The organism is uncultured Paenibacillus sp. (assembly GCF_963515335.1).
Classification (GTDB): Bacteria; Bacillota; Bacilli; order Paenibacillales; family Paenibacillaceae; genus Paenibacillus_I.
Genome location: NZ_CAUPYC010000001.1, coordinates 32,304 through 45,514 on the forward strand (window position 1 = coordinate 32,304; position 13,211 = coordinate 45,514).

General features: G+C 61.7%; 9 protein-coding genes. All 9 read right to left on the reverse strand.

Going from position 1 to position 13,211, the window contains the following annotated elements:
* Positions 1 to 141: 141 nt before the first annotated feature.
* The 9 genes from RWM61_RS00155 to recJ all read right to left on the reverse strand — a co-directional run bounded on the left by RWM61_RS00155 (position 142) and on the right by recJ (position 13,193).
* Positions 142 to 1,458, reverse strand: coding sequence for a replication-associated recombination protein A (locus RWM61_RS00155; protein ID WP_313995944.1), 1,317 nt, complete (start codon positions 1,456 to 1,458; stop codon positions 142 to 144).
* 353 nt (positions 1,459 to 1,811) lie between these two features.
* Entirely contained in the window at positions 1,812 to 2,567 is a 756-nt protein-coding gene (locus RWM61_RS00160; RefSeq protein WP_313995947.1) for a tRNA threonylcarbamoyladenosine dehydratase, read from the reverse strand.
* Between the two features lie 72 nt (positions 2,568 to 2,639).
* On the reverse strand, positions 2,640 to 4,442 hold the full coding sequence (gene aspS, locus RWM61_RS00165; protein ID WP_313995951.1) for an aspartate--tRNA ligase: 1,803 nt from the start codon (positions 4,440 to 4,442) through the stop codon (positions 2,640 to 2,642).
* 31 nt (positions 4,443 to 4,473) lie between these two features.
* Entirely contained in the window at positions 4,474 to 5,733 is a 1,260-nt protein-coding gene (hisS, locus tag RWM61_RS00170; RefSeq protein ID WP_313995954.1) for a histidine--tRNA ligase, read from the reverse strand.
* A gap of 1,250 nt (positions 5,734 to 6,983) precedes the next feature.
* Positions 6,984 to 7,238, reverse strand: a complete 255-nt coding sequence (locus RWM61_RS00175; protein WP_313995957.1) for a hypothetical protein — start codon at positions 7,236 to 7,238, stop codon at positions 6,984 to 6,986.
* A 4-nt stretch (positions 7,239 to 7,242) separates the two neighbouring features.
* Positions 7,243 to 7,689: a D-aminoacyl-tRNA deacylase gene (gene dtd, locus RWM61_RS00180; RefSeq protein ID WP_313995960.1), complete on the reverse strand. Its 447-nt coding sequence runs from the start codon at positions 7,687 to 7,689 to the stop codon at positions 7,243 to 7,245.
* Positions 7,690 to 7,725: 36 nt separating this feature from the next.
* Entirely contained in the window at positions 7,726 to 9,918 is a 2,193-nt protein-coding gene (locus tag RWM61_RS00185) for a bifunctional (p)ppGpp synthetase/guanosine-3',5'-bis(diphosphate) 3'-pyrophosphohydrolase (protein WP_313995962.1), read from the reverse strand.
* 295 nt (positions 9,919 to 10,213) lie between these two features.
* A complete protein-coding gene (locus RWM61_RS00190) occupies positions 10,214 to 10,726 on the reverse strand; it encodes an adenine phosphoribosyltransferase (RefSeq protein WP_313995965.1) in 513 nt (170 codons plus the stop codon).
* Positions 10,727 to 10,769: 43 nt separating this feature from the next.
* A complete protein-coding gene (gene recJ / locus RWM61_RS00195) occupies positions 10,770 to 13,193 on the reverse strand; it encodes a single-stranded-DNA-specific exonuclease RecJ (protein WP_313995967.1) in 2,424 nt (807 codons plus the stop codon).
* Positions 13,194 to 13,211 lie beyond the last annotated feature (18 nt).

Sequence of the window (13,211 nt, forward strand, 5' to 3'; positions counted from 1 at the left end):
TAGTCGATCGCACTATCGCTCGTAAACCTCCGTTTTCGGGCTCTAATGATCTTTATTCGGCAGGGGTTGACCTTTATGAACCTTTTACTGCGTCGCTCAAACCTTTTTACCCGAATCGCTCGGCGTTGAGGCGTCATCGGGTCACTTTCGGCGCTTGCGCCGGCGGTTCGCCTGGTTGACCCTGATTTTCTCTTCCATCCCTTGCTCCGTCGCCTCGTAAAAATGCCGCCCGTCGAGCTTATCCGGCAAATACTGCTGCTCAATGAAATGGCCGGGATAATCGTGCGGATATTTATAGCCCTCGTGCCCAAGCTTGGCCGCGCCGCTATAATGCGCATCGCGCAAATGCAGAGGCACCTCCATCGTCCCGCTCGCCCCGATCGCGTCCATAATGCGGCCGATCGCCTCGGCGGCGGCATTCGATTTGGGGCTTTCAACCGCGAACAGAATCGCCTGGGCAATATTGTACTTCGCTTCCGGCCAGCCGATCTTGTGATAAGCGTCCATCGCCGTTACCGCCTGCACCATCGCCTGCGGATTGGCCAGACCGATATCCTCGCTGCATGCCACAATCAGCCGGCGAAGGAAGGTCATCGGGTCCATGCCGAGCTTCTCCACCGCATATAGAAACCAGAACAGCGCCGCATCGCTCGATCCCCGCACACTTTTGTGAAAGGCGGACAGCACGTCGTATTGTGTGGACATATCGGCGCGCACGGTCGGCTTGCGGATCGATTCCTCCGCGACGGCCAGCGTAATACGCACGGAGCCGTCCGGCTGCGAAGGCGTCGTCACGGCGGCAAGCTCAAGCGCGTTGAGCGCCCGGCGGATATCACCGTTCGCCATGTTTGCGATATGGCGCAGCGCGTCCTCATCGGCGTGCAGATCCATAAAGCCGAGTCCCCGCTCCTTGTCTTGAAGCGCGCGGCGCATCGCCTCGAGCGAATGCTCGCCGGTCAACGGCTCCAATTGAAACAGCGTCGACCGCGACAAAAGCGCCCCGTTCACATGGTGAAACGGATTTTCGGTCGTCGCCCCGATGAAAATGATGATCCCCTGCTCGACCGCGGGCAGCAGGGCGTCCTGGCGCGAGGTGTTGAAACGGTGCACCTCGTCGAGGAACAAAATCGTCTTGCGGCCGTATAAGGACTTTGCCGATTTGGCCTGCTCGATGACCTCCCTGACATCCTTGACCGACGCGTCAACCGCGTTCAAACGAACGAAATCGCCCTCGGTTCTTTTCGATATAATATGCGCGAGCGTCGTTTTGCCGCAGCCGGGCGGCCCATAGAGGAGAATCGACGACACCCGGTCCCCCTCGATCGCCCTTCGCAGCAGCTTGCCCGGGCCTACGATATGCTCTTGTCCGATATAGTCGTCAAGCGCCTCCGGACGCATCCGGTCGGCGAGCAGCCGGGCACGCGGCTCCTCCGCTTCCCGATAGCTGAATAAGTCCATCCGATCGTTCACTCCTGTTCCGGCATGCATGCCGTCCTGTCTGGATGCAACGGCATTTTCCCTCCCGAAAAATGAAGCGGGCTTCTCCCGATCATACCATATTCGTACACATGTTCGCCAGTTTCCGTCGGCGGACGCAGCAAGCGCCCGAACCGCGGACATGCCTGGTGCAAGCATATCGCATGCAAAAAGAAGCCGCAGGCATTGTCCGGTTGCATGAACCGGGCAATGCCTGCGGCTTTCCCTTCCGGCGATGGCATCACAACAACCGGGCAGCCGTTGTCCCGGCCGGCGCGTTCAGGACGGGCGCTTGCATGCCCGGCTGCAGCCGCAGCTTTTTGAACGGCGCTTCTTCACGCCTTGACGCCTCCCCCGGCGAGCAGGTCGCGCACAACGACGCTTACCATAATAAGTCCCGCCACCGGCGGAACGAACGCGTTGCTTGCGGGCGGCTGCTGCGCCTTGCGGATTTCCGGCGCGTTCTCCGGCACGATGCGCTGCGTGACATCCTCGCGCGGCTTCATCGGAGCCTCGGTGGAGAACACAACCTTCACGCCGCTGCGGATGCCGTCCTTGCGCAGCTTCGTGCGGACGACGCGGGCGAGCGGATCGGTATGCGTCTTGGAAATATCGGCGACGACGAACTTCGTAGGGTCCATTTTGTTGGCGGCGCCCATGCTGGAGATGACCGGAATGCGCCGCTTCAGGCATTGCTTGATCAGATGGACCTTGTAGCTGATCGTGTCCGACGCGTCGATAACGTAATCCAGCTCATATTCGAACAGCTTCTCGTACGTCTCCTCCGTGTAGAACATGCGCAGGGACACGACGTCGCAATCCGGATTGATCAGCTTGATCCGTTCGCGCATCAGGTCGGCCTTCGGCTGGCCGACCGTCGTCGTCAGCGCGATGACCTGGCGGTTCACGTTCGTGATGTCCACAACGTCTTTATCGATCAGCAAGATGCGCCCGATTCCGGTGCGCGCCAGCGCATCGGCCGCGATCGAGCCGACGCCGCCGATACCGAGCACGGCCACCGTGCTCCGTTTCATCACGCCCAGCCCTTCCGGGCCGATCGCAAGCTCCGTGCGGGAAAATTGATGCAGCATATTCATCCGCTCCTTCCGTTTCAGGGTTATGCGTGGGCGGCGGCCAACCCGTTACTGTGCCTTTACGCCGTGTTACGCCTGCGCTCCGCTCGGCGCGGCCGGCTTGGAGGCCGGCTTCGGCACGGTGCGGATATGCAGCTGCTCCAGCTGCGAACGCTCAACGGGCGACGGCGCATCGGTGAGCAGGTCGGTGGCGTTCGCCGTCTTCGGAAATGCGATCGTCTCGCGCAGGTTGGTGCGCCCGGTCAGCAGCATCACCAGCCGGTCGAAGCCGAAGGCGATGCCGCCGTGCGGCGGCGTTCCGTACTCGAATGCGTCCAGCAGGAAGCCGAATTTCTCGCGCGCTTCCTCGGACGAGAAGCCGAGCGCCCGGAACATTTTCTCCTGCACGTCGCGCCGGTAGATCCGCATCGATCCGCCGCCGACCTCGTAGCCGTTCAGCACGAGATCGTAAGCCTGCGCCCGAATCGCGCCGGGATCGGAGTCGAACAGGTGCACATCCTCCTCGTTCGGACGGGTGAACGGATGATGCTCGGCCACGTAGCGCTTCGCTTCCTCGTCCCAGCCGAGCAGCGGGAAGTCGACGACCCAGGCGAATTTGAACGCCGACTCGTCGATCAGGCCGAGCTCGCGGCCGACCTTCAGGCGCAGGTTGCCGAGCACGTCGGCGACGACCTTCTTCTTGTCGGCGGAAAACAGCAGCAGGTCGCCTTCCTCGACGGCCAGCCGTTCGGTCAATGCGGCGATCTCCTCCGGCTTGAAAAACTTGACGATCGGGCCGCGCCATTCGCCTTCCTTCACGGTGACCCATGCCAGTCCCTTGCCGCCGTAGCGGGCCGCGAACGGCTGCAGGTCGTCAAGCTCCTTGCGGCTCCAGCCGGCGCAGCCTTTGGCGTTGAGCGCCTTGACGACGCCGCCCGAGCCCGCAACCGTGGCGAACACCTTCACGTCGCTGGCCGCGACGATGTCGGTGATGTCCTCCATCTCCAGGCCGAAGCGCAGGTCCGGCTTGTCCGAGCCGTACTTGTTCATCGCGTCGGCATACGTAATGCGCTGGAACGGAGTCGGGATGTCGGCGCCGACCGTCTCGCTGAACAGGCGCTTGACGAGCGATTCCATCAGCTCCAGCAGCTGATCCTGGGACAGGAACGACGTCTCGATGTCCACCTGGGTGAACTCCGGCTGCCGGTCCGCGCGCAGATCCTCGTCGCGGAAGCAGCGGGCGATCTGGTAATACCGCTCGAGGCCGCCCACCATCAGCAGCTGCTTGAAAATTTGCGGCGATTGCGGCAGCGCGAAAAACTCCTCCGGATGCACGCGGCTCGGCACGAGGTAATCGCGCGCGCCCTCCGGCGTGCTTTTCGTCAGGATCGGCGTCTCGACCTCTACGAAGCCCTCGCCGTCAAGAAAGTCGCGGAATACTTTGGCGGCCTTGGAGCGGAGCACCAGGGTGCGCTGCATCTCCGGACGGCGCAGGTCCAGGTAACGGTATTTCAAGCGCAGCGACTCGTCCACCTCCACCCCGTCCTCAATCGGGAACGGAGGCGTCTTGGCCGCATTCATGATTTCGATTTCCTTTATGCGCACTTCGATCTCGCCGGTATCCAGGTTCGGGTTCACCGTCTCCGGATCGCGCAGGACGACCTCGCCCCGCACGGCCAGCACATACTCGCTTCGGGCGCGGTCGGCCACCTGCAGCGCTTCGCCCGAGAAGTCGGGGTTGAAGACGATTTGCACGATCCCGGTCCGGTCGCGCAAATCGATAAACAGAACGCCGCCGAGATCGCGTCTGCGCTGCACCCAGCCGTTCAGTGTGACGGTCCTTCCGACATCCGCTTTCGTCAGCTTGCCGCATTGGTGTGTTTTCAACATCATGATTGTAGTCCTTCCTTTCGTCTCTCTTTCGTTATCGTTGCGGTGCTCCTAATATTTCATCCGCGAGCCCGGACAGCGCAACCTGCCGCTGCTCGCCGTTTGACATATCCTTGAGCGTAATCTCGCCCCTCGCCAGCTCGTCGTCGCCGAGAATCGCCGTATACCTTGCCCGCAGGCGGTCGGCCGACTTCATCTGGGCCTTCATCTTCCGGCCCGAATAATCGCGCTCGGCGGCTATGCCGCGATTGCGCAGCCGATGCAGCAGCTTTACCGTCTCCCGCTCCGCCGCTTCGCCCAAGCCGACAAGATAAACGTCGACGCGGTTCAGGTCTCCCCAATCGGCTTCCTGATTGTCGAGCAGCATCACCGTGCGCTCAAGTCCCAGACCGAGACCGACGCCCGGCTGATCGGGTCCGCCGATGCTTTCCACAAGCCCGTTGTAGCGTCCCCCGCCGCCGATCGTGTCGATCGCGCCGATGCCAGCCGCTTTGTATTCGAAGGCGGTGTGCGTGTAATAATCCAGGCCGCGCACCAGCTTCGGATTGATCGCGAACGGAATGTCCATCGCGGCAAGGTAGCCCTGGAGCGCTTCAAAATGCGTGCGGCATTCGTCATCGAGGCTGTCCAGAATCGACGGCGCCCCTTCAAAATGCGGCTGGTCGACCTTGCAATCGAGCACCCGCAGCGGATTGCGGTCCATCCGGGACCGGCAGTCCTTGCAAAGCAGCTCGCGCTTCGGCTCCAGGAAGGCGAGCAGCCGCTCCCTGAACGCGGCGCGGATTGCGGGCGTGCCGACCGAGTTGATCTCCACCCTGACCCCGTTCAGGCCGACTTCCTTATAGAATGTAAATCCCAGCGCGATTACCTCGGCATCCAACGCGGGATCGACGGCGCCCAGCGCCTCCACCCCGAACTGGTGAAACTGCCGGTAACGGCCCGCCTGCTGGCGCTCGTACCGGAACATCGGCCCGATGTAATACAGCTTCGTCACGTCCGGCTCCCCGTACAGCTTGTTCTCGATATACGCCCTTACCGCGCCCGCGGTGCCTTCCGGCCGCAGCGTGACGCTGCGGTCGCCGCGGTCGATGAACGTGTACATTTCCTTCTCGACGATATCCGTCGTCTCCCCGACGCCGCGCTGAAACAGGTCGGTCGACTCGAAGATCGGCGTCCGGATTTCCCGAAAATTGAATCTGCGGCAAATGTCGCGCGCCTTGGCCTCGACGACCTGCCACTTCTCAACCGCTCCGGGCAGCAAATCCTGTGTTCCCGGCGGCTTCTGAAAGCCCATGATAGCTCCTCCTGTCGGCAAAAAAATAATCTCCCGCCCTAGCGAACGGGCCAACGTTCGTTAGGGGCGAGAGATTTGCATGCTCACGCGGTACCACCCACATTCCGGAAACCGCCGCCAGCCTTTCTCGCCGCGGTTCCGCTCTGACGGTTAACGCCCGTCGCGCGCGCGCCGGCTATTGATGCCCGGGCGTCGCCGCCCGGCCGTTCACCGGCCGTTCTCGGGGAGGTTCTTTCGTCCGTCCGTCGTCAAGGCGCTTGCAGCCAGGGCGCCTCTCTCTGGGTACGCGAATCCGGATTACTTGGTCCCGTCATCGAATCGATGGATATGGCCGCTTACCGACCACAGTCGATAAGCTGATTTATAAATTCTACCGTCCAAGTCCTCTAAAGTCAAGAAACCGGCGTGGCAGCGCGCTGAGCGTTACGGTCGTTTCCCCGAAAAAGAAAATAACCTGCAACGCGAGGTCGCAGGTTCAAAGGTATATATCATATAAAAAAGGGGGTCGACTATTATTATAGTCCGACAATGTTAAAGAATGGTGTGAAATAGATTACAATTATATTACAGAAAATAAAGCGTTTTCCGACGGCGTTCGGCACCGCCCGCCTTCCGCTGCGCGCGCTGCGGCGTAACGCGGCGACGGCTGTCAGAGCGCCTGTATGCTTGCGCTGCGATGCGGAGCTAGCGGGCGGTTCTCAAGTGACTTGCGTTCCGCGGACGAATTGGAGGTTTTGCCGGTCTGACAGCCGCGCAGAGAGGCAAAGATGAAGCGTATCGCGGGTTAGCGGCATCGTATGCCGCTAACCCGCCCGGACGCCTGATAATAGCTCCATTAGCGGCACCTCGTGCCGCTAATGACGACAAAATGACGCAAGACATACGCCGGATTGTCTGCTAGCGGCATCGTATGCCGCTAATCCGCCCGAACGCCGGATAAAAGGTCCGTTAGCGGCACCACATGCCGCTAGCGACTACAAAATGACGCAAACCATACGCCGGATTGTCTGCTAGCGGCATCGTATGCCGCTAATCCGCCCGAACGCCGGATAATAGCTCCGCTAGCGGCACCACGTGCCGCTAGCGACGACAAAATGACGCAAACCATACGCCGATTGTCCGCTAGCGGCATCGTATGCCGCTAACCCGCCCGGACGCCGGATAATAGCTCCGTTAGCGGCACCGCGTGCCGCTAACGGACACGAACACTGACGAGACGCTAATGCCGGGTAACATTACCGTTCTCCCGCTCACTCGCCGCCGGACGGCTCATCCCGGCGCATGTGATGTCCGCCCGGCCAGTCGGCGGCCGTTCTCCCGTGGCCTTCCGTGAACGTGAGCGCTTCCCGGCGCTCCATATGCAGCATGCCCGTGCACGCCCGCTCGACTCTTTGTTCCTTCCACGATTGACGCATGATCCCCGCATCGGCTCCTTTCGATCCGCGCTCCGGCGCGAATGTCCATTTGCCTTCTATTGTTGCCATTAACCGGGCCGCATAATCCAATCGCCTACTTCTCCCTGCTGTCGACGATCAGCGTCACCGGTCCCTCGTTGACAAGCGAAACCTCCATCATCGCCCCGAACCGGCCGGTCTCGACCCGCAGCCCTTTGGCGCGCAGCCGCGCATTGAACGTCTCATAGAGCGGCTCCGCAAGCTCCGGCCTGGCCGCGGCCGTGAAGCTCGGACGTTTCCCCGAGCCGCAATCGCCGTAGAGCGTGAACTGCGACACCGACAGCACCTCGCCGCCGACGTCCGTCACGGAAAGATTCATTTTCCCCCGCTCATCCTCAAAAACGCGCAGGCCGGCAAGCTTGTCGGCCAGCCACCCGGCATCCTTTTCCGTATCTTCATGCGTCACGCCGACCAACAGCAGCAAGCCCGCGCCGATGGCGCCGACCGTCTCGCCTTCCACCGTCACGGAAGCCGATTTGCAGCGTTGCACCACTATTTTCACAGTAAAATCCCAACCTTCTTGGCTTGAAGAGCAACTCTATTGCATAATGCGCTGCACCGAAAAAATATCCTGCACCCGCTTGATCTTCTCGACGACCGACTGCAAATGCTCGATGTTGCGGATCAGGATCGTCATATGGATCAGCGCGAGCTTGTTTTTGTCCGAACGGCCGGATACGGCCGCGATGTTCGTCTTCGTTTCCGAAACCGCCTGCAGCACCTCGTTCAGCAGCCCGCGGCGGTCGTGGCCGCGGATTTCGATATCGACCGCGTAATTCGCCTCGACCGATTGCTCCCACTCGACCTCGATGACGCGCGCGGCCTCCTCTCCCTCGCCCGCGGCCGGAATGTTGTTGCAATCGGAGCGGTGCACCGATACGCCGCGCCCGCGCGTGATGTAACCGACGATCTCGTCGCCGGGCACCGGGTTGCAGCAGCGGGCGAAGCGCACGAGCATGTTGTCCACGCCTTTGACGCGGATGCCGCCGGTCGACCGCCGCTTCTTCTCGCCGCCGGGCGTCTTGACCTCCTTCACCTCGGAGGTCAGCTCGATCCGGTTCGCTTCCTCGGTTTCCTTGCGCAGCTTCTCCGTCAGCCTCGTGACGATCTGCGCCGCCGTAATGCCGCCGAAGCCGACCGCGGACAGCATGTCCTCGATATCGTTGAACGTGAATTTCGCGGCGACCTCGTGAAGCTTGTCGTCCTGAAGCCAGGCCGAAGACTCCAAGCCCAGCCGCTTGAGCTCCTTCTCGACCATGTCCCGGCCCTTGGACACGTTCTCGTCGCGCTTCTCTTTTTTGAACCACTGCTTGATTTTGCTGCGCGCATGCGACGACTGGGCGATCTTCACCCAATCCTGGCTCGGGCCGTACGAATGCTTGGAGGTCAATATTTCGACGATATCCCCGGTCTTCAGCTTGTGGTCGAGCGGCACGATCCGCCCGTTCACCTTGGCCCCGATCGTGCGGTTGCCGACCTCGGTATGAATCCGGTAGGCGAAATCAAGCGGCACGGATCCGGCCGGCAGCTCGAACACCTCGCCCTTCGGCGTGAATACGAAGACGAGGTCGGAGAAGAAATCCATCTTGAGCGATTCCATAAATTCCGAAGCGTCGCGCGCCTCGTTCTGAAGCTCCAGAATTTCGCGGAACCACTTTACCTTGTCGCCGAAGCCGCCGGCCGAAGCGGCGGCGCCTTCCTTGCCTTCCTTGTAGGCCCAATGGGCCGCGATCCCGTATTCGCTCGTCCGGTGCATCTCCCATGTCCGAATCTGCACCTCGGTCGGTTCGCCGTTCGGCCCGATCACCGTCGTATGCAGCGATTGGTACATGTTCGCCTTCGGCATCGCGATATAATCCTTGAACCGACCCGGCATCGGCCGCCACAGCGTATGAATGATACCGAGCGTCGCATAGCAATCCTTGATGTTGTCGACGATGATCCGGATGGCCAGCAGGTCGTAAATTTCGTTGAACTGCTTGTTTTTGTCCGTCATTTTCTTATAGATGCTGTATAAATGCTTGGGCCGTCCGGAGATGTCGCCGACGACGCCCATCTCGCTCAGCTTCTCGCGGATTTTGTCGATGACGTCCTCGATGTGCCGCTCCCGCTCCGCACGTTTCTTTTTCATCAGGTTGGCGATCCGGTAATACTGCTGCGGATTCAGATAGCGGAGGGCGATGTCTTCCATCTCCCATTTGATGGCCGAAATACCAAGCCTGTGAGCGATGGGACAAAAAATTTCCAGCGTTTCGTAAGCGATCCGCCGCTGTGCCTCCTCCGATTGGAATTTCAGCGTGCGCATATTGTGCAGCCGGTCGGCCAGTTTGATCAGAATGACGCGAATGTCCTGGGCCATGGCGACGAACATTTTGCGGTAATTCTCGTTCTGCTGCTCTTCCTTGGAGCGGAACTGAATTTTTTCCAGCTTCGTCAGGCCGTCGACGAGCATCGCGCACGTATCGCCGAAGCGGATGCGCACTTCCCCGAGCGGTACGGTCGTATCTTCAACGACGTCATGCAGAAGGGCGGCAATGATCGAGATGACATCCATCTGCATATTCACCAATATTTCGGCAACCGCAACCGGATGCAGGATATAAGGCTCGCCCGATTTCCGCACCTGGCCGTGATGGGCTTGCTCGGCGAAATCGTAGGCTTCCCGGATGCGCGCAAGGTCTGATTCCTTCAAATAGACCGCTGCCTTGTCGATTAACTGCTCTATGCCCATGAACGTCCCTTTCTAAAAGAGCTCTTCTCTACCGGCCTGCCGCCTGAGAGAACTCGATATCCGTCGATTTTTATACGGTACCGGCCGGATCCGGATCGACTTGGCCCGAACCCGAACGAAACAAGTTTTTCTCATTATTATGCCCGTAGTCAAGGCCAATCGTCAACTGCCGCCGGCCTCGGAGACGCCCGTCGCCTTGCCGTGCCCTTCCCGGCTTCAGGCGACGGACCGAGCCCTGCCGACAAGGTCTCGGCAGGGCTCGGCTCGGGTTCGGTTATTGGAGAATCGCCGCGAATCAATAGGTGATCAAGGAGAAAACGTCGATGCCCTCGAGCTTTTCCCGGCCCGTCAAGTAGCCGAGCTCGATCAGGAAAGCCGCGCCGACCACTTCTCCTCCCAGCTGGCGAATGAGGTTGACGGTCGAGGCGATCGTGCCCCCGGTGGCAAGCAGGTCGTCCGCGATCAGAACGCGCTGGCCCGGCTGAACGGCATCGGTATGTACCGCCAGTTTATCCTTGCCGTACTCGAGGTCATAGGAGGCCTCCACCGTCTTGCCCGGCAGCTTGCCGCTCTTGCGGATCGGCACGAAGCCGACGCCGAGCGAAAGCGCGAGCGGCGCGCCGATGACGAAGCCGCGCGCCTCGGGACCGGCGATCAGGTCGATCTCCAGATGGCTGACGCCGTCGCGGATCGCGTCGATCGCCGCCCGGTAGGCCTTGCCGTCCTTCAGCAGCGTCGTGATGTCCTTAAACCGGATGCCCGGCTGCGGAAAATCCGGGATAACCCGGATATAGTCTTTAAAATTCATGATACGTTCCTCCCGATTCATCCATCAAATGTAACCGGAGCCGTCAGGCGCCCGGCGTCCTTATGCCGATAATCCACTCCGTCAGCTCCGCGCACGGCGCCGACCACAGCCGTTCGGCATCCGATCCCCGCTTCGCCCTCTGGTACACCGGCGAAGAGGCAAGTTCCCTGTGCCCGGGGTTCGGCACCAAGCGGATACGGCCGTCGGCCGTTTCCAGAAAGCCGAGATCCGCAAACACATCCAGCATCATCCCGAGCGTCTCCGCCGGCAAGCCTGTCCGGGACAATGCCGCAATCGCGTCCGCTCTCGGCAGCGTCCCGCGATTCATTCGCCGGAGCAGCCGGTAAGCAGCGCCGAAATCGGACCGGTCCGGAAAGCGGACTTCCCGTCCCGCCGCGGTTTCATACAGCACATGCACCCGCTCCAGCGACGCGCAGGTGCGCACGATGGCCGCGAAGCTGTCCCGGCACGGCGGCTTGTCAAGCAGCACAAGCGTAAAGCAATCCGCCCCTTCGGCGGGCCACTCGTCGTAACGGATCATGATCGGCCCGTTCGCGGATGCACCGCCCGTCTCGGAAGCGGCCGCCGCCTCCAGCCAGCCCGGGTCGGAAGCCAGCACGACCGCGGCATGAGCCGCCGAACCGCTTCCCGCAACCGCTCCCCCGATCGATGCGGCGGTCTCGAGCAGCTGTTCAAGCGCCCTTCGCTTGTCGCGCGCTCCTCTCCGGTCGAACACCTGGACGTGGTCGACCCGCAGGTCGCGTATCTGAAGCTGCGGCTTTCGCGCGCCGTTCCATTCGTTGACCGACAGTTCGCCGAGCAGGTCGATTCGGGCGGAATCGGCGATATGGGCGGCGAGCCCGCCGAATCCGAAGCCGACCGCTTCCAGAACGTCGCCGCCGCGCTTCGCGGCAAGCCGCAAATGCTTGCCTTCCTTGCCGATCGCCCGTTTCTCCTTCAGACGCACGCCCTCGATCAGCATTCTCGGCTGCGGATTGCCCGCTCCGAACGGCTCGAGCAGCGCGATCTGGCTTGTTGCTTCCAGACTCGCTTCTTCCAAGGAGCAAACCAGATCCACCGTCGTCTTCCGCAGACGGTCGTCATCCGACAGCCATTCGCGGGCCAGGCGGTCCAGGCGTTCCTCGAACGCCGGCAGCCGATCGCGGTCTAGCGTCATGCCGGCCGCGGCCTGATGGCCGCCATAGTGGTCCAGCAGCTCTTCGCATGCCGTAAGGGCAGCATGGAGATCGAAGCCGTCGATGGATCGCGCGGAGCCTTTGGCCGTGCCTTTCGCCGCATCGATGCCGAGCACGAATGCCGGCTTATAATAACGCTCGATCAGCTTCGAGGCGACGATGCCGACGACGCCGACGTTCCAGTCTTCCCCGGCGACGACGATCACCTCCGGCTCCCGCATGCCCGATTCGGCTGCCGACGCGCGCTTCGCCGCCCAGACCCCTTCCGCCTCCCGCACCGTCGCTTCCACCAGCTTCTGCCGCTCCCGGTTCAGCGCGTCGAGCGTCTCCGCCTGCTGCCGCGCCTCGGCCGGGTCGTCGGTCGTCAGCAGCTTGACGGCGATGTCGGCGCGGCTTAACCTCCCGCCGGCATTCACCCGCGGGGCCATTCCGAACGCCACCGCCTCCGCGGAGGCGGCGGCAAGCTCCATCCCGCCGACCCGGGCAAGCGCCTGAAAACCGGGATTGTCCGAACGCCGCATCATGTCGAGACCGATCCGCGCCAGTACGCGGTTCTCGTCCTGCAAAGGCATCAAATCGGCAATCGTGCCGAGCGCGGCCAGCTCCGCCCATTCCAGCGGCGGCCGACCGAGCAGGGCATGGCCGAGCTTGAACGCCACTCCCACGCCGGCCAGCCCTTTGAACGGATAAGGACAGTCGGGGCGCTTCGGATTAACGACGGCGACCGCGTCGGGAAGCCGTTCGGGCGGTTCGTGATGATCGGTCACGACCGTATCGATGCCGAGGCTTCGGGCATATGCGATCTGGTCGACGGCGCCGATCCCGTTATCCACGGTTACAAGCAGCTTGACGCCCGCTTCCGCCGCTGCTTCGATCGCCTTCTCGTTCAGTCCGTACCCTTCAAGCGTTCGATGAGGTACATAATAATCGAAACGATAGCCGAGGCTCGCAAACAACCTGGCAACGAACGCGGTGCTCGATACGCCGTCGGCATCGTAATCGCCGTAAATGCGTATGTACTCCCCCCGCTCCGCCGCTTGCCGGATGCGGCCGACGGCCGCATCCATATCTCTAAGCAGGAACGGGTCGTGCATCAGCTCCGGGCCGCCGTTCAAATACCGCCTGGCCGTCTCCGCATCGAGTATGCCCCGGCGGACCATCAGCCTGGCGGTGAGCGGCGCCAGGCCGAGCTCGCGGGCGATCGAGGCCGCGGCCAGCTCCGCCGCCTCGCTCAACGGCGCGATATCCCATCTGGTCTTCGGTTTCAACACCGCTGTATCCTCCTAATT

Coding starts and splice junctions, on each gene's coding strand:
- RWM61_RS00155 (WP_313995944.1), bottom strand. CDS start 1,458: ATGGACTTATTCAGCTATCGGGAAGCGGAGGAGCCGCGTGCCCGGCTG.
- RWM61_RS00160 (WP_313995947.1), bottom strand. CDS start 2,567: ATGCTGCATCAATTTTCCCGCACGGAGCTTGCGATCGGCCCGGAAGGG.
- aspS (WP_313995951.1), bottom strand. CDS start 4,442: ATGATGTTGAAAACACACCAATGCGGCAAGCTGACGAAAGCGGATGTC.
- hisS (WP_313995954.1), bottom strand. CDS start 5,733: ATGGGCTTTCAGAAGCCGCCGGGAACACAGGATTTGCTGCCCGGAGCG.
- RWM61_RS00185 (WP_313995962.1), bottom strand. CDS start 9,918: ATGGGCATAGAGCAGTTAATCGACAAGGCAGCGGTCTATTTGAAGGAA.
- RWM61_RS00190 (WP_313995965.1), bottom strand. CDS start 10,726: ATGAATTTTAAAGACTATATCCGGGTTATCCCGGATTTTCCGCAGCCG.